The sequence below is a fragment of the Pseudarthrobacter sp. NPDC092439 genome (assembly GCF_044754945.1).
In the GTDB taxonomy this organism is placed as follows: Bacteria; Actinomycetota; Actinomycetes; order Actinomycetales; family Micrococcaceae; genus Arthrobacter.
Map to the genome: position 1 here is coordinate 586541 of NZ_JBIVQB010000002.1, position 19074 is coordinate 605614.

13 protein-coding genes are annotated in these 19074 nt (G+C 68.0%); 4 read left to right on the forward strand and 9 right to left on the reverse strand.

Going from position 1 to position 19074, the window contains the following annotated elements:
- Positions 1-12: 12 nt before the first annotated feature.
- The 3 genes from ACIQCM_RS07600 to ACIQCM_RS07610 form a co-directional block, all read right to left on the reverse strand.
- Entirely contained in the window at positions 13-792 is a 780-nt protein-coding gene (locus ACIQCM_RS07600) for a hypothetical protein (protein ID WP_400605264.1), read from the reverse strand.
- Positions 785-1363, reverse strand: a complete 579-nt coding sequence (locus ACIQCM_RS07605) for an RNA polymerase sigma factor (RefSeq protein WP_400605266.1) — start codon at positions 1361-1363, stop codon at positions 785-787. Before ACIQCM_RS07605 ends, ACIQCM_RS07600 begins: the two co-directional genes overlap by 8 nt.
- Positions 1364-1456: 93 nt before the next feature.
- A complete protein-coding gene (locus ACIQCM_RS07610) occupies positions 1457-2098 on the reverse strand; it encodes a protein tyrosine phosphatase (RefSeq protein WP_400605268.1) in 642 nt (213 codons plus the stop codon).
- A gap of 206 nt (positions 2099-2304) precedes the next feature.
- Between ACIQCM_RS07610 and ACIQCM_RS07615 the strand changes: the two genes are divergently transcribed.
- The gene (locus ACIQCM_RS07615; RefSeq protein WP_400605270.1) at positions 2305-2925 is read left to right on the forward strand and encodes a DUF5655 domain-containing protein; all 621 of its coding nucleotides are present in this window, start codon (positions 2305-2307) and stop codon (positions 2923-2925) included.
- A gap of 30 nt (positions 2926-2955) precedes the next feature.
- On the opposite strand, the gene ACIQCM_RS07620 is transcribed toward ACIQCM_RS07615, so the two are convergent.
- Entirely contained in the window at positions 2956-3819 is an 864-nt protein-coding gene (locus ACIQCM_RS07620) for a hypothetical protein (protein WP_400605465.1), read from the reverse strand.
- A 262-nt stretch (positions 3820-4081) separates the two neighbouring features.
- On the opposite strand from ACIQCM_RS07620, the gene ACIQCM_RS07625 reads away from it, so the two are divergent.
- The 3 genes from ACIQCM_RS07625 (at position 4082) to ACIQCM_RS07635 (ending at position 12678) form a co-directional block, all read left to right on the forward strand.
- Positions 4082-7546, forward strand: a complete 3465-nt coding sequence (locus tag ACIQCM_RS07625; RefSeq protein WP_400605272.1) for an SNF2-related protein — start codon at positions 4082-4084, stop codon at positions 7544-7546.
- A 369-nt stretch (positions 7547-7915) separates the two neighbouring features.
- Entirely contained in the window at positions 7916-9034 is a 1119-nt protein-coding gene (locus ACIQCM_RS07630) for a HupE/UreJ family protein (protein WP_400605274.1), read from the forward strand.
- Entirely contained in the window at positions 9031-12678 is a 3648-nt protein-coding gene (locus ACIQCM_RS07635; protein ID WP_400605276.1) for a PQQ-binding-like beta-propeller repeat protein, read from the forward strand. Before ACIQCM_RS07630 ends, ACIQCM_RS07635 begins: the two co-directional genes overlap by 4 nt.
- Before the next feature lie 141 nt (positions 12679-12819).
- On the opposite strand, the gene purU is transcribed toward ACIQCM_RS07635, so the two are convergent.
- From purU to ACIQCM_RS07660, 5 genes are read right to left on the reverse strand one after another with little or no spacing between them, the layout of a single operon-like run.
- Positions 12820-13716: a formyltetrahydrofolate deformylase gene (purU, locus tag ACIQCM_RS07640; RefSeq protein ID WP_400605278.1), complete on the reverse strand. Its 897-nt coding sequence runs from the start codon at positions 13714-13716 to the stop codon at positions 12820-12822.
- A gap of 3 nt (positions 13717-13719) precedes the next feature.
- Positions 13720-15135, reverse strand: coding sequence for an L-serine ammonia-lyase (locus tag ACIQCM_RS07645; protein ID WP_400605280.1), 1416 nt, complete (start codon positions 15133-15135; stop codon positions 13720-13722).
- Entirely contained in the window at positions 15135-15785 is a 651-nt protein-coding gene (locus ACIQCM_RS07650) for a sarcosine oxidase subunit gamma (protein ID WP_400605282.1), read from the reverse strand. Before ACIQCM_RS07650 ends, ACIQCM_RS07645 begins: the two co-directional genes overlap by 1 nt.
- Positions 15778-18738 carry a sarcosine oxidase subunit alpha family protein gene (locus ACIQCM_RS07655; RefSeq protein ID WP_400605284.1) on the reverse strand — a complete coding sequence of 987 codons (2961 nt, stop codon included), beginning with the start codon at positions 18736-18738 and terminating at the stop codon, positions 15778-15780. Before ACIQCM_RS07655 ends, ACIQCM_RS07650 begins: the two co-directional genes overlap by 8 nt.
- Entirely contained in the window at positions 18735-19061 is a 327-nt protein-coding gene (locus ACIQCM_RS07660) for a sarcosine oxidase subunit delta (RefSeq protein WP_400605286.1), read from the reverse strand. The genes ACIQCM_RS07655 and ACIQCM_RS07660 overlap by 4 nt, the downstream gene beginning before the upstream one ends.
- Positions 19062-19074: the final 13 nt, after the last annotated feature.

Here is a 19074-nt window from a genome sequence, read left to right on the forward strand (position 1 = left end):
GGTAACCTGCGCTTAAGGCAGCGGGGGCTCCGGAAGCGCGTCGGGCAGCGGAACGTCCGGGTATCCATCGACGGGAACCTTCGGCGGCTGCTCCACTCCGCCGGTAAGCCCGCCGGGGAGTTCGGACGGCAGGATCCGCTCCGGCGGGCCCCCGCCAGTCCCGATGCCGGGGTCCTTCCCGGGTGCTGTAGTGCCGGCTCCCGGGACGGCCGGCGCTGAGGGGGTGCCGCCGTCGGGCGCGGGGGACGGAGCTGCCGGCGTCGGCGCGGGCCCTGCGGGAAGCGGCACATCCTGGCCGCCGGGGACCTCCGGCGCGTCCCCGGCCGGCTTGCCGCCGGTCACAAAGGCCGTGACCGCGACGTTCAGGTCGCTGATGGACTGGCGGATTCCCTGGTCCGATGCGGCGGCCACTGCTCCCCCGGCGGTCAGCGAAACGGCGACGGACAGCGCGGTGAGGGTGGCGCGGCGCTTGAACCGGCGGCGGGCGGCCAGTTCGTCCACCGGCGGTTCCTCCACCGCCGGTTCACGGACGGGGAAATCGTCCCCGGCCGCTGCGGAAGGGACGACGCCGGCATGCCGGCTTTGGTGCGCAGGTACGGCAGTGGCGGTGCGCGCCTGGGGCGCATGCCCGGCCATCAGCGCGGCGATCGCCGCGGACGGTTCAGGTGCGGCACCGGCGAGGGCGTGGAGCTCCAGCAGCGCGGGGCGGAGCTGGCCGTCGTCGTCCAGCCCTGCTTCCAGCAGCAGCTGGTCCACCACGCGGTCGTGGTGGTTTCCTGCGGTGTCACTCATGGTTCGCCCGGTTTCTTGTCAGCGTTTGATCAGTCAGTGTTTGTTCTTTGAGGTTCTGGAGGGCCCTCCGCTGGAGCTGTTTGATGGCTCCGGTGCTCTTGCCCATGATGCCGGCGACCTGCTCGATGGACAGGTCCGCCACTACGCGCAGGGCCAGCACTTCCTGGTGTTCCCGGCTGAGCCCTTCCAGCAGTGCCGATGCGCCGCCGCCCGGGTCCACCGCCTGCTCTTCGGCCGAGGGCGAGGTGCGGTGGTCGTCCTGAGGATCGTACGGACTGAGCCGTGGCCGCCGGTCCACGCGCCGGTAATGGTCCACCAGCCGCGCGTGCGCGATCGAGAAAATGAGCGATTTGGCGCCCTGCAGCCCGCCGGTGAGTTCCTCCACCATCGGGTAGAACGCCATGAAGACGTCCTGGGTGACCGCTTCGGGGTCGTCCACGCCGCGGGCTCTAAGGTAGCCGAGCACCGGGCCGGCGAAGGACCGGTAGGCAACAGCGAAGAGCGCGGCCGGATCCGTCCCGGCTGCGTCGTCGAATATGTCGGTCTCTTCCTGGGCCAAAGTGTCCAGCACCAGCGGTTCCTTCCGGAAGGCGGCAGGTTGCCTGCGGGGCCGGCCCGGGCCGGCCCCGCAGGTAAGCCAGTCGTCCAGACTAGCTAAGTCCGCTTAGCGAACGGAAACCGCGGCAGACTCCACGGCGTCGGCGCCTGCGGCGGGAACTGCGGGAACAGCCGGAACGGCGGATTCGCCGTCGACCTCAGGAACAGCGGGGGCGGCCGGCGCTTCGGGGGCCTCCGGCAGCTCAACCTCGATGGCTCCCGAGCCTGCGGCTTCGCCGCGGGCCTCGGCAGCTGCGTCCGCCTGGGCGGCAACGTCGGTGCAGAAGCTCTCGATGTTGGCTTCGCCTTCGGCGGCGATGACCAGCGAGGAGAAGCCCTCGGAGGAGGCGTTCAGGCCACCGCTGGTGTAGGCGGTGCAGAGGCCCAGGGCCGCAGCGCCGGCAGCGTCGACAGCGCCCGCGGCCTCGCCGGAAGCGGAAGCCTGGGCTGCAACCTTGCTGTCGGAAACTTCAGCGGTCCCGGCAGCCTCGGCGTCCGCGGAAGCGTCAGCGGCCACGGCGGACTGCACGTCAGAAACCTCGGCCGGCTTCGGAGCCGGTGCGCCGAAGACCTCGTGGGCGGTCTGCTGGGCCTGGCCGGGGAGGACGCCGGAAGCGGCAGCAACACCGGTTCCGCCGGCGGCGAGGGTACCTGCGGCCAGGACTCCGGCGGCGACTTTGCTGGTGGCGAGGACAGTGAAGAAAGACATAAAGGAACTCCAGATTGCGTAGAAGACTGGTCCGATCAGGCCCGCCGGGCGGGCCCATCACCTCCTACATCGCCCGGGCCGCCGGGAAAGTTACGCTGGCGCCAAAATTCTTTTCATGGGGCGTTCCACGGGGCCCGCCGTGCGCCCGGGCCCCGCGCTGACGGGGTGGTTGCCGCCGTCGTGACGGCTGCCGCTACGATCGGTGCATGCCCACATCAGACACGGCTCCCGCCTCCCGCCCACATTCCGGCGCGCCGCAGGGGGCCGGCACGTGGCAGTCCATGGTGGCCGGCAACCAGGCGCTCCTGCTGCGGAAGACCGGTCAGGACGTGCACCACTGGGTGGAGCAGGCACGCGCGGCCGGAGTGGAAAGCGACGCCGGGCTCCGCGACTGGATGCGCGACGGTTTCGGCGTGACGGGCTACGCACAGTATGCGGTGTCCTGGGAGATGTTCGGCTACCCGGACTTCATGCTGCGCGACGCCGACGAACTGCTGGACGGGCAGTACGCATCCCATCCGCACCTCCGGCCCATCGCCGACGCCCTCCTTGCCTGGGCCGCAGCCACCGACGGCGTGTCCGTCCAGCTGCGCAAGGGCTTCGTTTCACTCCAGGGCCCACGCCGCAAGTTCGCGCAGGTCACCCGCACCACCAACAGTGCCGTGGATGTGATCCTGCGCCTGGACGCCCCCGCCGGCGGAAGGCTGGAACAGGTGCGGACCCGGCCGGACGATCCGTTCACGCTGCGGGTCCGGCTGACTTCCCCCGACCAGGTGGACGACGAACTCCTGGCCATCCTGGCGGACGCGTTGGCCCGGAACAGCTGAGCCGGCGCTTCGGCCGGCCGGGCATATCCGCTACCGGCGCGCCAGCTGGGCTTCCTCGAACTCGTCCTCTTCCTCGAACTCCACTGCCGCCACGATCTCCAGGGTTTCCGGATTGATCATGAACGCCTCGTCCTCTTCCTCGACCATGAGGAAATCGCCGTGGTCGGTGCTGAAGTGCCAGGCGAGGGTCTTTTCGCCGTCGTGCATGTAGTTGGGGTCGCCCATGGTGATCTTTTCGAGGCTGTAGCCGGCGATGTCGCAGAGTTCGCGGATGATGACCTCGAAGTCGGGGGCGTCGGCGAGCGCCTCGGCGTCGGCCTGTGCCTGGCGCTCGGGCAGGTCCGGAATCCGGGCCACGAGCTCCTTAATGTGGCCGGCGACGTCCTCGTCGTTGAGTACCAGCAGGTCGTCCTGGCCGCGAAGCCAGGCAGCGTTGAGGGCAGTGATGTTTTCGCGCTCCAGCAGTTCCTCGAATTCACCGTCGAGCTCTTCCATGTGCAGGACGGCTTCGGGAGTTTCCTCCGTGTCGTCCAGGGCGCCGTCCAGGTAGTGCCCGCTGTCCTCCCCGGAGAGGGCGTCGAACGCGGCGGCGGCACGGTTGAACAGGTCCAGGTGCGCCGTGGCACCCATACCGGTCATGCCCTCACGGATCAGGGCGTCGGTCTGTCCGCGGTCCAGGGTCATGAAGACGTACTGCGCGAAGCCGCCTTCCAGCGCCTGCGTGAGGTAGAAGTCCACGTAGTAGCTGCGGATGGCAACGGGCGACATCTCCTCGGCCCGGAGCAGGGCTGTGTGCATGGCATCGACAATGCTGATGTTCGACTCCACCACCTCCTCATCGGTGCCATCAATGCCGGTGCTGGTCAGGACGACAGGCTGCGGGGTGGTGATCATGGGATCCTCGCTGTTCTTGTAGTGGAGGGTGGGGAACACTTTTCACGCTACGTGGGGCAGGCATCGGGTCCGCCGAGGAGGAAGTGAACGTCAAGCGAAGTTTTCAGGGCCGCGAAGTTCGGGGAACGGCCGACGGCGGCCTGCCGCCCCGGGTTCTGCACGGTCCTGCCGGTTCGGACCGGTCCCATGCCGGAACTAAGATGGATTAGATAACCACCCACCGGACCCGGCCCCGCCGCGGCCTGCTGAAAGTAGCGCCCCCATGCCATCCCAACCGGACGAGAGTGCGGACCTGGCGATCCAGACCCCAGCCATCAACGACCGCTCCCTGGCGGCCGGACTGGCGTATGCCATGGGAAGCCGCGTGTCCGGGATATCGTTCGACGCCGGCACCGGGCTCATGCTCGGCAAGGTCCGGGGCGGCGCGGAAGTGCCCTACTCCACCACGGCGAAGCTGGTGCGCCGCGGCGGAGGCTGGAGCTGCACGGTGGGCGTTTGCAGCTGCCCGGTCCGGAAGGACTGCAAGCACGTCGCCGCCCTCCTGTTCGCGGCCGAGGACAACCCGGCCATCCGCGTCCAGCTTCTCTCCCCCGGCATGGCGCCGCAGCTCTCCCGCGAACCTGCGGCCGCCCTCGCCGACTGGGAGCAGGCCCTCAGCCCGCTGATCTCACGCCCGGACCCGGCGCAGAAATCCGGCGGCACTCCCCTGGCGCTCCAGTTCGAGGTGGAGGAACCGGCGCCGCACTTTTCGTACACAGGCCGGCGCGACCCTGTCCGCGGCGTCCGGCAGCTCAAGGCCCGGCCGGTGATAATGGGCGCCCGGGGCAAGTGGATCCGCGGCGACGTCACCTGGAACACTCTCAGCTACATGGGCTTCCGGCGTGACTGCAACGAGGAGCATGTCCGCTGGCTCCAGGACTTCCTGTCGGGGTTCTCAGCGTCCGGCAGCCGGACCTACAACCCCTCGGGCCTCATGTGGCTGGGCCTCAATTCCTATGCCGGCAAGGACCTGTGGCGGCTGCTGGCGGAGGCGAAGAAGATCGGGCTCGCCCTGGTCCACACGCGTGGCAGCGAACCGGTGCGGCTCGCGGAGTCTCCCGCCGCCGTCGGGCTTAACCTGGGGCGCTACGGAGCGCCTGCTGCAGAAAGCACCGGGCAGGCGGCCGACGACGGCGGGCTGGAGCTCGCGCCCACCATCACCGTGCAGGGTACTGAGGTCAGCCCGGGTACGGTGGGGACGATCGGCCGCCCCGCGCACGGCATCTTCTTCACCGGCACCGGCGACACACTCGCGGGTGCCGGCGACCCGGACGTCATCACCCTGGCGCCGCTGGAAGAGGGCCTGAGCGAGGAGCTGCTGGCGTTCGTGACCGCGGGCAGCACGCTGCACATCCCGGCCAGGGACGAATCCCGCTTCCTCACCGGCTTCTACCCCAAGCTCAAGCAGACGGCCCGGGTCACCGCGCGGGACGAGTCCGTGGAGCTGCCCTCGTTGGCCGTCCCCACGCTGTCCCTGCTGGCCAACTACGGCGCGGACCACCGCGTCCGGCTGCACTGGGAATGGCATTACAAGTCGGGCAGCCTGGTGACCGCCCAGCCGCTGTGGCGCCACCCGGGCGATCCCGGCTACCGGGACGACGCCGCCGAGGCCCGCATCCTGGAGGGCGTCGGACGGCCGTGGGAAACGGTGCCGGCACTGGCCGAATCGGCCACGGACGGGTGGGGCACCCCGCGGCTGGCGGCCACCGCCGAGCTCACCGGCCTGGACACCCTCGCGTTCACCGAAGAGGTGCTGCCGCGGCTGCGCCGGACGCCGGACGTGGACGTGGACACCACCGGCGAGATCGCGGACTACCGCGAGGCGGAGGAAGCGCCCGTCGTCTCGATCTCCACCAAGGCCACCGAGCAGCGGGACTGGTTCGACCTGGGTATCCAGATTTCCCTCGAGGGCCAGCCGGTCTCTTTCGCCGCCGTCTTCTCCGCGCTCGCGGCTGGCCAGACCAAGATGCTGCTGCCCAGCGGAGCCTACTTCTCCCTGGACCTGCCGGAGCTGCACCAGCTGCGGGCGCTGATCGAGGAAGCCCGGTCCCTGCAGGACAACAAGGACGCGCCGCTGCAGATCAGCCGCTTCCAGGCCGGGCTGTGGGACGAGCTGGCGCAGCTGGGGATCGTGGACGAGCAGGCTGCGGCGTGGCGGTCCGCCGTGGGCGGGCTGCTGGAGGGCGGCGTGGACGGGCTGCCCCTGCCGGCTTCCCTCAACGCCGAGCTGCGCCCGTACCAGCTGGAGGGCTTCAACTGGCTCACGTTCCTCTACCGGCACAGCCTGGGCGGCGTCCTGGCCGACGACATGGGCCTGGGCAAGACCGTGCAGGCGCTCGCCCTGATGTGCGCGGCAAAGGAGCTCGCTGAAGCGGCCAGCAGCGCCGCGGCCGACGGCGCTGCTGCCGCCGCCACGGTGCCTTCACCCGCCTCCCGGCCGGCCGCCGTCGCGCCTTTCCTGGTGGTTGCACCCACCAGCGTGGTGGGGAACTGGGCCGCGGAGGCTGCACGCTTTGCGCCGGGCCTGACGGTGCGTGCGGTGGGCGAGACGTTCGCCAAGAGCCGGCAGGACCCGGCGGAGGTGCTGGCCGGTGTGGATGTGGTGATCACGTCCTACGCGCTGTTCCGGATCGACTACGACTCGTACGCCACCCACGCCTGGTCCGGGCTGGTGCTGGACGAGGCCCAGTTCGTGAAGAACCACCAGTCCAAGGCCTACCAGTGCGCCCGGAAACTGCCGGCCGCCTTCAAACTGGCCATCACCGGCACCCCCCTGGAGAACAACCTGATGGAGTTCTGGGCGCTGACGTCCATCGTGGCGCCGGGCCTGTTCGCCAGCCCCAAACGGTTCGCCGAGTACTACCAGAAGCCGGTGGAAAAGAACGGCGACAAGGGGCAGCTGGAGAAGCTTCGCCGTAGGGTCCGCCCGCTGATGATGCGCCGCACCAAGGACCAGGTGATCAAGGACCTGCCGCCCAAGCAGGAGCAGATCCTGGAGGTAGTGCTGAACCCTCGGCACCAGAAGGTCTACCAGACGCACCTGCAGCGGGAACGGCAGAAGATCCTGGGGCTGATCGAGGATGTGAACAAGAACCGGTTCACCATCTTCCAGTCGCTGACCCTGCTGCGGCAGCTCAGCCTGGACGTTTCGCTGGTGGATCCTGCGCTGTCCGCGGTGCGGTCGTCGAAACTGGACGTGCTGTTCGAGCAGCTCGAGGATCTGGTGGCCGAGGGGCACCGCGCCTTGATTTTCAGCCAGTTCACCGGGTTCCTGGGCAAGGTCCGCGAGCGGCTGGACGCCGAGAACGTGGAGTACTGCTACCTGGATGGCAGCACCCGCAACCGCGCTGACGTGGTGAGCGAGTTTAAGAATGGTTCCGCCCCGGTGTTCCTGATCTCGCTGAAGGCCGGCGGGTTCGGGCTCAACCTCACTGAAGCGGACTATGTGTTCCTGCTGGACCCTTGGTGGAACCCGGCATCCGAGGCGCAGGCCGTGGACCGGACGCACCGGATCGGGCAGGCCCGGAACGTGATGGTGTACCGGCTGGTTGCCAAAGACACCATCGAAGAGAAAGTCATGGCACTCAAAGCCCGCAAGTCGCAGCTGTTCGCGGACGTGATGGAGGGCGATGCCCTGACCGGCGGTGCCATCACGGCCGAGGACCTGGCGGGGCTGTTCAAGGAGTAGCGCGGCTTTCGACGCGCACATTTGATTTCGACGCGTACATGCGCCGGCGCACCCCGTATATGAGGTGCGCCAGTGCCGTTCCCGGTCCGGAATGGATATGCGAGTCGAAAACGCAGCGGACGCGGGTCAGTGCGCGCCCCCACGCGGCTGACGCTACAGCGGAGCCGGTTCCGATGCCCCGGATCTCCGTTGGCAGCACTTCGCCCGGGTAGACGTTGGTCAGCGTGGTGGCCCCGTCAGCCTGCGCGCCCGCTCGGGGACTAAACGCGGCCATGCTTTCGTGGCCGGTTCCCTGGAGTTCACCCCGTATTCGGAGGCCGGTTAACCAACAGGTATGGACTGGGCATACCCATCACCCTGCCCCGCGAATTGAGCACCCCCGTGTCACCCCTGCCGCTGCTGCGCCGAAGCGCCGGACTCCTTTTGTTGATCATTGCTTTCCTGGGAACCGGGATCCTACCCGCGTCAGCCCACGTCCGGGACTCAACGGGGTATTCACGCGTCACCGCCGACGGGCCCTCGGTTTCCTACGACCTCAGCCTCGAATACGCGATGCTGGCGCGCGCAGTCGACCTCGGCCCGGATGCGGTCTCCGCCAGCGATGAGACCCGGCAAAAGGCTGCCCTGACAGCAGGCCGAGGCAATCTCGAGGCCTACCTGGCCGACCGAATAACCCTCTTCCTCGACGGGGCGGCGTGCCAGCCGGACCTGGCCGGCACCGACATCAAAAACCGGGACGGCGTTCCCTACGCCGAACTGAAGCTGGAGTACAGCTGCGGGGCCTCCGCTGGTTCCTACCTGATTAAGTACGGCGTCTTCCGGGAAACGGATGCGGTGGCGGACGACCATTCAAACATCGTGAACTACCGCCTGGGCGGCGTCGAAGGCCAGGCGGTCCTGGATGGCAGCAACGCTGAACTCGCTGTCGGCGAGGGGTCAGCGGCAAGGGCAGCTGCGCGGTTCGCCGCCATGGGCGTGGAACATATCCTGTCCGGCCTGGACCACGTGCTGTTCGTTGTCGCCCTGGCCCTGGGCGCCGCCAACGTGCGGAGCCTGCTCGGAGTGGTCTCCATGTTCACCCTGGCGCACAGCATCACCCTGATCAGCGCCCTCCTCGGTTGGATCCGCCTCCCGGCCGAAGTCGTAGAGCCGTTGATTGCGTTATCCATCGCGTTCGTCGCCGCCGAAAACCTGCTGGGTGCCACACGCCGAAGGCTGCCGGCGGTGTTTGTCTTCGGCCTGCTGCACGGGCTGGGGTTCGCCGGCTCCCTCCGTGTCACCGATGAGTTCAGCTGGAGCCTGGTCACGTCCCTGCTCAGCTTCAATATCGGCATCGAGGCAGGCCAGGCCTTCCTGCTCCTCGCCGCTTTTCCCCTGATCCTGCTCGCACGCCGACTCCGCTGGTCGGTCCCGGTGTTGCGTGGGGCGACCGCCACGGTCGCAGCTGTTGGCCTCTTCTGGTTCATTGAAAGGTTCTTACTCGCATGAAACCCACACCCCCGGTACCCTGTCCCCGCACGGGTTCCGGCACGCGCCGCCTGCGGCTGGCCCTGTACGCCGGCACAGCCGCCCTTGGCGGCCTGGTCGTCGCCGCCCCGGTGAGCTCCGCCGTCGACGAAGCTCTTAATCCTGCCGCCGCCATAGTTTCCGGTACGGTCTTCGAGGACCGCAACGGAAACGACGCCTTCGACCCGGGCGAGCCTGTTCTCCCGGGGGTCTCGGTTTCGGACGGTGCCACCATCGTGGTGACGGACGCATATGGCCGGTATCGCCTGGAAACCCGTACCGAGCGCCGGAACACGGACCTGGTGTTCGTCAGCCAGCCCGCCGGATACTCCGTGGGTACCGACGAATTCATGGCGCCCCGCTTCTACCGCAACCTCGGCACGCTTGCCGCCGATGAGCAGAAAACTGCAGACTTCGCCCTGACGAAGGACGCGGACGCGGCGCGCAGCAACTTCACTTTCGGCAACATCGCCGATCCCCACGTCAATGCCGATCTGCCGGAGCAGATCCAGGAAATCAACGCCACCGGTCAGGACGTTGGTTTTATCCAGGTCAGCGGTGACCTCACGAATAACGCAACGGACGCGGAATTCAAAGCGTTCAAGGCGGCAACATCCCTGTCCAAGGTTCCGGTATGGCCCGCCGTCGGCAACCATGAATACTCCGCCGGAACGGGGTACGCCAACCGCATCAACAACTACCGGAACCATGTGGGCCCGGAGTGGTACTCCTTCGACTACGGGAACCGCCACTTCATCGTGCTGGAAAACAACGGCAGCGCACCTTTCGACGAGCAGCTCGCGTGGGCAAAGGAAGACCTGGCGAAGAACGTCGGGGACAAGGAGCTGGTGGTCCTGACCCACCAGCCGATGAACGTTCCCCTCGGCTCGCAGAACATCTACGACCAGTACGGCGCCCTGCTGGAGCAGTACAAGGCGCAGCTCATCCTCGTGGGCCACGAACACTCCAACGACGTCGAGCCGGACAGTGCCTTCGCAGGCACGGCGAAGCACATCCAGACGACGTCGAGCTCGTACTCCATCGATAACTCGCCCCGCGGTTTCCGCTACATTTCCATGACGGACGAGTCCTTCGAGAATCCCTTCCGCATGTATGGTGCGGAAAAGGACCTCACCATCACCAGCCCGGCGGACGGCAGCAGCATCCCGCTGGACAGGTTCCCGGGAATCCAGGCCAACGCCTATGACACGACGGATGCCCCGGTGAAAGCCGAGTTCAGGCTCGACGGCGGCAACTGGCGCCCGCTGGCAGCAACGGGCCAATTCACCTGGCACTCCGACCTGCAGGGCGACCTGAGGAACGCCGGCAAACACACGGTCGAGGTACGGGCCACAGACGCCACCGGCGCGTCCTGGACCAAGACCTCAACCTTCACCTTCACGGCCGACAAGGCGATCATCCCCCTGAAGGGCGCCGACTGGTCGCAGCACCACGGCGACCAGGGGCACACGGGCGTGGCGGCAGACCGCATCGCTGCCGGGCAGCGGCTCGCGTGGTCCTACCGGACGGAAGGGACCTTCCTGACAGGTTCACCCGCCATCGTCAACGGCGTGGTCTACGCCGGTACCCGCGACGAAAACGGGGACGGCAACAGCGCCGTCCACGCGGTGGACCAGGCCACGGGCAAGCAGCTTTGGACCTATAAGGTGCCGTCATCGGTGCACGGAAGCATCGCCGTGTCCGAGGGCCTGGTTTTCGTTCCCACTCTCCGCGGCAGCCTCTTCGCCGTCGACGCTGCGTCCGGGCAGCTGATGTGGCAGCACGATCCCGAGCCTGCACCCGAAAACTACAACCAGCGCACGTACGGCTACTACGGCGTCACCGTGGCCGACGGCAAGGTCCTCTACCCCTACCAGACCCGCCACGGCGAGGCGAAGCAGGGGCTGCTGATCGCGCTGGACGTGAAGACCGGCAACCGCGTATGGGCTTCACCGATGAGTGGCAGCACCATGAGTGACGGGACGCCCGCAGTGGCTGACGGCCGCGTGTATGTGGGCAACCAGACCGCTGACCGCGTCATGGCCTACGACCTCGCCACAGGCAAGGCACTGTGGACCGGCGCCGCGACCCTCGGCGGCTGGCAGGACGGCATCCCTTCAGCGGCCGGCGGCCGCGTCTACATTGGCTCCGGCAACGGGATCATTGCCCGGGACGGCGCTACGGGCCAGACCCTTTGGACCTATCGGAGCCAGCACCCCTCGCTGGTCAACGGCAACGCCACCCCGGCGGCGCCGACCATTGCCGGAAACACTGTCTACATGGGTTTCCCCTCCGGTGCCGTGACCGCACTGGACGCCACCACCGGCGCTGTGCTCTGGGACCGGTTGCTGCCAGGGGAAAAGTACCGCGGCGGCGTGCACACCTCTCCCGTACTGAGCGGCGATACCCTCTTCGTCGGAGCCAACAACGGCAACTTCTACGCACTGGACTCCCGGACGGGACAGCCGCTCTGGCAGCACAACGTCGGCACCTGGGTCGCCGCAGGCCCCGCAGTCAGCGGGAACACGGTGGTGGCAGGCGCCCTGGACGGTAACCTCTACGCCTTCACCCCCGGCGGGACGGCCTCAACGCGCTGGTCCACCGTTGCCGGAACCGTAACCGACGCTGCCACCGGGCAGCCGGCGGCCGGGGTGGGAGTGCAAGTACTCCGCGACGGCGCCCTTGCCGGCACCACCACCACGGCAACTGACGGAACGTACCGGCTGGGCCTTGAAAAGGGCGCCGGAACATACACTGTGCAGGCAGCCAGGCTCGGTTCAGCCACGGCCGCCAAGCAGATCGATGTCGCGGCGGGGCAATCCCCCACCGTCGACCTCGAAATGCGGCCGGTCAGCGTGGACGCCGGCACAGGGAAACGACTGGCCGGCGGCCTCGTTGAAGGCGGCGTCCAGGACATCGTGATCGAGAACAGGAAGTTGGCCCTCGCCATCTCCAAGGTCTTCAACGACCCCCAGCTGGACCAGTCCACCACGGGCAAGCCGCTGGACATGGCCCTCACCGGGCAGCCCGACCAACTGGACTGGATCAACCTGCCCTACGTGACATCGTCGGAGCCAACCGGCGGGAACGCGTGGGCACAGACCCAGGTCCGGACAGAGTCCGTGGAGATCGTCGAGAACACCGGCGAACGGGCCGTTGTACGGGCCTCGGGCACGTCCGCCGAGTACCCGGGACTCGTAGTGACCACCACCTACTCGGCCAATGCAGACGACCAGTGGATCACCGCGAAATCGGAATTCCGAAACACATCCGGGGCTGCGCTCCCGCTCTGGGTTGGTGACGCCATGGACCATGACGGCACCGGACAGCGCAGCGGAGTGGCGGGCCACCCGGTCATCGACACGGGCACCGCCGCGGCCTACGAGCCCAACGGCCGGTGGATCGGCCAAACCGGCACAGGCGCGGACCAGCAAACTTACGGCCTCGTCTACACGGCTGAAAGCGGATCCTTCACCGGGTACGGCTTCCGTAACTGGATCATGAGCAAGTTCCAGGTGGAGATCCCGGCCGGCGGCAGCCATGTCCTGGAACGCAGGATCGTGGTGGCAGCGAACAGCGGGACCCAGAACCCGTTCGCCGTCCTGGATCAGCTCGCCGGGCAGTAGCCAGTCCGACGCTCCCAGCGTCAGCTTTCGTAACCGGACGCGCAAACGGTCCGGGGACGCGTGGATCCACGTGTCCCCGGACCGTTTCCGTAGCCGCAGTCCCCGTTTCCGTAGCCGCAGTCCCTTTGCGAGTCCGCCAACCTACCGCAGCACCACCGTCCTGTTGCCCTGCAGGATGACCCGGCCCTCGCAGTGCCATCGGACGGCGTTGGAGAGGGCCTTGCACTCGGTGTCGCGGCCGGCGGCCACCAGGTCCTCAGGCCCGTACGTGTGGTCCACGTCCACCACCTGCTGGGAAATGATTGGCCCCTCATCGAGTTCCGCATTGACGTAGTGGGCGGTGGCGCCGACGGTCTTGACCCCGCGCGCGTAGGCCTGGTGGTACGGCTTGGCGCCCTTGAAGCTCGGCAGGAACGAGTGGTGGATGTTGATGGCCCGGCCATCCAGCTTCCGGGTCAGGTTGTCGCTGAGCACCTGCATGTAGCGCGCCAACACCACCAGCTCAACGTCCAGCCCGTCCACCAGGGCCATCAGCGCAGCTTCCGCCGCCGGCTTGGTCTCCGCCGTGACCGGGACGTGGTGGAACGGGATGCCGTGCCATTCCACCAGGGCCTGGTGGTCCCGGTGGTTGGAAACCACGGCCACCACGTCCACGGGCAGCTCGCCGCTCCGGGCCCGAAACAGCAGGTCGTTCAGGCAGTGCCCGAACTTGGAGACCATGATCAGCACGCGGCGCTTGGACCCTTGCCGTTCCAGCTGCCAACGCATGCCGAAGCGCTCCGCCACCGGGGCAAAGGAGTCACGGAGGACGTCCAGGGTGGATTCGTCTCCTTCGGACGCGAAATGCACGCGCATGAAAAAGTGCCCTTCGGAGCGTTCCCCGAACTGTTTGTTGTCGATGATGTCGCAGCCGTGTTCCAGCAGGAAGCCGGAGACCGCGTGCACGATGCCCGGCCCTTCCGGGCAGTCCAGGGTCAGGACGTGCTCCACGGTGGTAGGGGCCTTGGGTGCGGGGATGGAGGTTTCAGTAACAGTCATGGCTCAGCACTCGATCACATTCACGGCCAGGCCGCCCCGGGAGGTTTCCTTGTACTTGGTTTTCATGTCAGCTCCTGTGTCGCGCATGGTCTTGATGGCTTTATCCAGGGATACCTTGTGGCTGCCGTCCCCGTGCAGGGCCAGCCGGGCCGCGTTGATCGCCTTGACGCTGGCGATGGCGTTCCGCTCGATGCAGGGAATCTGTACCAGCCCGCCCACGGGATCGCAGGTGAGGCCCAGGTTGTGCTCAATCCCCACCTCGGCGGCGTTCTCCACCTGCGCTGGCGTCCCGCCGAGCACTTCGCAGAGCCCGGCCGCAGCCATCGAGCAGGCGGACCCCACTTCGCCCTGGCACCCCACCTCGGCGCCCGAGATGGAGGCATTCGTCTTGAAAAGAATCCCGACGGCGGCCGCCGCCAGGAGGAAGCGGACCACGCCGTCGTCGTCCGCTCCGGGAACAAACTTCACGTAGTAGTGCAGGACGGCAGGAACGATCCCTGCCGCACCGTTGGTGGGGGCGGTGACGATCCGCCCGCCGGCCGCATTTTCCTCGTTGACGGCGAGCGCGAACAGGTTCACCCATTCCATCGCCAGCAGCGGATCGGCCGGCGCTCTAACGGGCGACGGCGATGCTGCCGCGGCTTCCGCGGTGGCGGCCGAGGCCGCCAGGGTGCGGAACAGCGCGGGTGCGCGCCTGGTCACTTTCAAGCCACCGGGCAGGATGCCCTCCGCGTTGCAGCCGTTCTCCACGCATTGGCGCATCACGGCCCAGAGCCCCAGCAGCTCCTTCCGGAGTTCCGCTTCACTGCGCCAGGTGAGTTCGTTGGCCAGCATGACGTCGGAAATGGACATGCCCTCGCGGCGGCACACCTCCAGCAGTTCGTCCGCCGTGGAGAAGGGATAGGGCAGCACGGTGTCATCGGCCACCACCTTGTCCGCCCCTTCGGCGTCGCCGTCCACCACGAAACCGCCGCCGATGGAGTAGAAGCTCCGCTCGGCCAGCACGGCGCCGGCGTGGTCCAGCGCCCGGAAGGTCATGCCGTTCGGGTGGGCCGGGAGGGACTTGCGCCGATGCAGCACCACGTCCTCTTCCCAGTTGAAGTCCACCCGGTGCGTGCCGGCGATGTGGAGTTCGGCGTCCAAAGCTGCGGCCGCCACCTGGTCATCGGCCGTAAAGGTGTTCACGGTCTCCGGCTCCAGGCCCTGCAGCCCCAGGACCACGGCCTTGTCGGAACCGTGCCCGCGGCCGGTGGCGCCCAGGGACCCGAAGAGCTCCGACTGCACCCTGGCCGTGGCGGCCAGCAGTCCGTCCGCCTTGAGGCCGTCGGCGAAAAGCTTCGCCGCCCGCATCGGGCCCACCGTGTGCGAGGACGAGGGCCCGATGCCGACGGAAAACAGGTCCAGGACGCTAAGGGCCATCAGGGAACCTCTGGTGAGGCATACTCCCGCATGGCGTCCAGGAGCCAGCGGCCCAGGAACTCGGCGAACGAAGCCCGCGGGAAGATCCGGAACGTTTCCTCGCCGGCCTTCCACAGGATCGCGGGGATGTTCGCGATTTCCGTGGAGAAGGCGGTCCCGGCCTTGAACACCCGCGGGTGCAGATCCAGCGAGCATCCCTTTTCCAGCACTGCCCGGGCCCGGGGGCCGGTCAGTTCGAATGTGGTGCGGTTGGCGGAGAGGTCCACCACCTGGCCCGCGTCCCCGCCCAGCGCTTCCCGCAGGGCGGGAAGGAGGTCCCCGCCCAGGGACTCGTGCGCCTCGGTGGGAGCCACCACCAGGAATTCGGCCGGTCCCAGCCATAACACCGCGGTGTCACCGTGAACCACCACGGAACCGGAGCCGGCCGGCAGTCCTCCCGTGACAGCCGCCAGCCGCTGCGCGGTGTCGCTGCGGACGTCGGCCCGGAGGCCCGCCATGGTCAGGTAGGGCAGTTCCCTAATTTCCACGGTTCCCGCCAGGGAGCCTGCCGTGAAGGCGTCCTTCAGGCTGCCAGCCGGGCTTACGCGGGCGGCCAGGTTCTTGTCTGCCGAGTTCTGCGGGGCAGTGGGGGATGCTGCTGTCTCAGCCATCTTTGCGGGTCCCTTCAGGGTCAAAAAGCACGGTTTCTGCCACGACAACGTCAACCAGCTGGTCACCCGCGGCGGCCACCAGGGTCTCGCCGATGCGGTTGCGGCCGTTCTTGATCAGGGCCAGGCCGAACGACCGGCCCAGCGCTGCACTGTGGTAGCTGGAGGTGACGAAGCCCTCCATGGGTACCGGCCCGTAGGCCGGGTTGGTGGAGCGCCCCTTTTCCACGAGCTGGGTGCCTTCCGGGAGGCGGAGCGCGCCGTCCACGGGAAGGACGCTGACCAGGTGTTTGCGGTCTGCGCGCCGGGTGTCCAACCGGGAGTAGGAGCGCTTGCCGATGAAATCCTTGGCCTTGGAGATGATCCATTCCATGCCTGCATCCTGCGGGGTTATGGTGCCGTCAGTGTCCTGCCCCACGATCGGGTAGCCCTTTTCGGCACGCAGCACGTGCATGGTTTCGGTGCCGTAAGGGGTGATGTTGAATTCGGCACCCGCGGCCGCAACCGCCTCCCAGGTGTTGAGCCCGTACCAGGCCGGGACGTTGATTTCGTACGCCAGCTCACCGGAGAACGAAATCCGGCAGACCCGGGCACGGACCCCGGAGGCCAGCGTGGTTTCCCGGAACGTCATGAACGGGAACGCCTCAGCCTCCAGTCCGCCGTTGGCCGCCAGTTCCGGTGCCACCTTGGCGAGTACCTCACGGGATTTGGGCCCGACGACGGCAATGGTGTTCCACTGTTCCGTCACCGAGGTGCAGTGCACGTCGAGTTCCGGCCACTCGGTCTGCAGCCACTCCTCCAGGTGGTCCAGCACCTTGGCGGCGCCGCCGGTGGTGGTGGTCATGAAGTAGGTGTCCTCGTCCAGGCGGAGGGTCACGCCGTCGTCGAAAATCATGCCGTCAGCCAGGCACATGACACCGTAACGGGCGGAGCCGGGGGCGAGCTTCTTGAACGCGTTGGTGTAGACCCGGTTCAGGAACTCCCCCGCATCCTTGCCGCGGATCTCGATCTTGCCCAGCGTGGTGGCGTCCATGAAGCCCACGGACTCGCGGACGGCGGCGCACTCGCGCAGGACGGCTGCGTCCATGTCTTCCCCGGCCTGCGGGTAGTACCAGGGCCGCTTCCACTGCCCCACATCCTCGAACAGCGCGCCTTTGGCTACGTGCCACGGGTGGATGGAGGTGATGCGGGCGGGGTCGAAGAGCTCGCCGCGCTGGCGCCCTGCCAGCGCGGCGAAGGCCACGGGCGTGAACGGGGCGCGGTAGGTGGTGGTGCCGATCTCACCGATGCCCCGGGAGGCTTCGCCGGCCGTGCGAAGCGCCGCGGCGATCACGCCGATCGCGTTGACGCCGGAGGTCTTGCCCTGGTCGTTGGCGGTGCTGATGGAGGTGTATCGCTTGATGTGCTCCACCGAGCGCATGCCGGCTCCGGTGGAGCGCAGGACGTCCGCCACGGACTGGTCGCGCTGGAAGTCCACGAAGTGGTGGTGCCAGTCATCCGGGGTGCCGTTCTCGCCCGGGACCAGCCACAGCTGGCGGGTGGGTGCGGCGGCCTTCGGTTCGCCCAGCGGGGACGGCTCGACCGCTGAGCTGAAGCCGGCGGCGATGGCTGCGGACGCGCCCGCGGAAATCCCTTCGGCGAGGCAGTCCTGGGTGGCGAAGGAGCCGCGGCCGGAGCCAATGGTCTGCTGGTTGGGGACCACTGTGCCCGGCACGAACGCGGCCAGGTCCTCGTCCCAGCGCAGCTTGCCCTGGCGCTGGGAGTGCAGGTGCACCAGCGGGCTCCAGCCGCCGGACACGGCCAGCAGGTCGCAGGCCATCTGCTCGACGCCCGAGGTGAGCTCGCCGTCGTCGTTGATGCTGCGGATGGTGACGCCGTTGAGGCGGCCGTCCGCATCTGCCGAGGTGTTGGCAACGGCGCTGCCGATCAGCACCCGGGTGCCTGCCTCGACGGCGGCGGCTGCCGCCGGGGAGATCTGCGGCCGGGCGTCCACGACGGCGGCCACCTTGACACCGGCAGCCTGGAGGTCCGCGGCCAGGGCGTAGGCGCTGTCATTGGTGGTGCTGATGACCACGCGCTGGCCGGCGGCCACTGCGTACCGGTTCAGGTAGCTGCGCACTGCCGAGGCGAGCATGATGCCCGGGCGGTCGTTGTTCTCGAACACCAGCGGACGCTCGTGGGCGCCGGGGGCCACCACCACCTGCTTGGCACGGATGTGCCAAATCCGCTGGCGGGACACGCCGGGGGCGGCGGGGCTGGGGAGGTGGTCGGTGCGGTTCTGCACGGCAATGACGTAGTTGGCATCGTACGCGCCGAACGCCGTGGTGCGGTTCAGGACCGTGCAGTCCTCGGTGGAGACCAGCTCGGCCTCCACGTCAGCGACCCATTCCAGGGCGGGCTTGCCCTCGATGGTCTCGGCCAGCTCCGGCGACGTGGAGCCGGAGAGCAGCGAGCCGCCCAGCTCGGGCTGGTCGTCCAGCAGCATGACGCGGGCGCCGGTGCGGACGGCTTCGCGGGCAGCGGCCAGGCCGGCGGGGCCGCCGCCGACAACCAGGACGTCGGTGTGGACGTACTTCTTGTCGTACTCGGCGCGGTCCTCGTCGGGGTCCAGCCGGCCGAGTCCGTTCAGCAGTTCAGCCTTCAGGCCGTCCACCAGGGACACGGTGGTGGCGGGGAGCATGGACTCGGCCACGTGGCCCGGGAAGCGGGGAGCGATCTTGACCAGGGCGTTGGGTTCCTCCACGCCGGCGGCCAGGATGCCGCGGGGGCGGTCCTCGTAGAGGGAGCTGCCGACGGCGACGCGGCCGCTGGCGATCAGTGCGGAGGCCAGCGTGTCACCGGGGTGGCCGGTGAATTCCTCGCCGTCAACGGTGAAACGCCAGGAAATGGTGCGGTCGATGCGGCCGCCGGTGGACAGGCGGGCGTTCTGGGAAGTCGCGGGGTTGTGGGAAGTCATCGGGTTGCTCCTTCCGGGGCTGCGGGGGTGGTGTCCGTGCGGGAACCGCCGGCGTCGGGGCGGGGCGTGCCCATGCGGTACACGGCCTTGATGTCATAGCTGGCGGTGTCGCGCAGCATGTTGAACCACTGGCGGCAGCCGGTGCTGTGGACCCAGCGCTCAGCGAAAGTGCCCTTCGGGTTCGCACGGTAGAAGAGGTAGCGGGACCACTCCGTGTCGTTCAGTTCGTCCGGGTTTTCCGGGTAGGCAACGTGGGCCTGGCCGCCATAGTGGAATTCGGTTTCATCCCGGGGGCCGCAGTTGGGGCATGAGATCAGCAGCATGTGCGTAGTCCTT

Bases quoted from the DNA above. Each gene is read 5' to 3' on its own strand.
- ACIQCM_RS07620 (WP_400605465.1), bottom strand. From the start codon at position 3,819: ATGATCACCACCCCGCAGCCTGTCGTCCTGACCAGCACCGGCATTGAT.
- ACIQCM_RS07650 (WP_400605282.1), bottom strand. From the start codon at position 15,785: ATGGCTGAGACAGCAGCATCCCCCACTGCCCCGCAGAACTCGGCAGAC.
- ACIQCM_RS07600 (WP_400605264.1), bottom strand. From the start codon at position 792: ATGAGTGACACCGCAGGAAACCACCACGACCGCGTGGTGGACCAGCTG.
- ACIQCM_RS07635 (WP_400605276.1), top strand. From the start codon at position 9,031: ATGAAACCCACACCCCCGGTACCCTGTCCCCGCACGGGTTCCGGCACG.
- ACIQCM_RS07660 (WP_400605286.1), bottom strand. From the start codon at position 19,061: ATGCTGCTGATCTCATGCCCCAACTGCGGCCCCCGGGATGAAACCGAA.
- ACIQCM_RS07625 (WP_400605272.1), top strand. From the start codon at position 4,082: ATGCCATCCCAACCGGACGAGAGTGCGGACCTGGCGATCCAGACCCCA.
- ACIQCM_RS07610 (WP_400605268.1), bottom strand. From the start codon at position 2,098: ATGTCTTTCTTCACTGTCCTCGCCACCAGCAAAGTCGCCGCCGGAGTC.
- purU (WP_400605278.1), bottom strand. From the start codon at position 13,716: ATGACTGTTACTGAAACCTCCATCCCCGCACCCAAGGCCCCTACCACC.
- ACIQCM_RS07645 (WP_400605280.1), bottom strand. From the start codon at position 15,135: ATGGCCCTTAGCGTCCTGGACCTGTTTTCCGTCGGCATCGGGCCCTCG.
- ACIQCM_RS07655 (WP_400605284.1), bottom strand. From the start codon at position 18,738: ATGACTTCCCACAACCCCGCGACTTCCCAGAACGCCCGCCTGTCCACC.
- ACIQCM_RS07615 (WP_400605270.1), top strand. From the start codon at position 2,305: ATGCCCACATCAGACACGGCTCCCGCCTCCCGCCCACATTCCGGCGCG.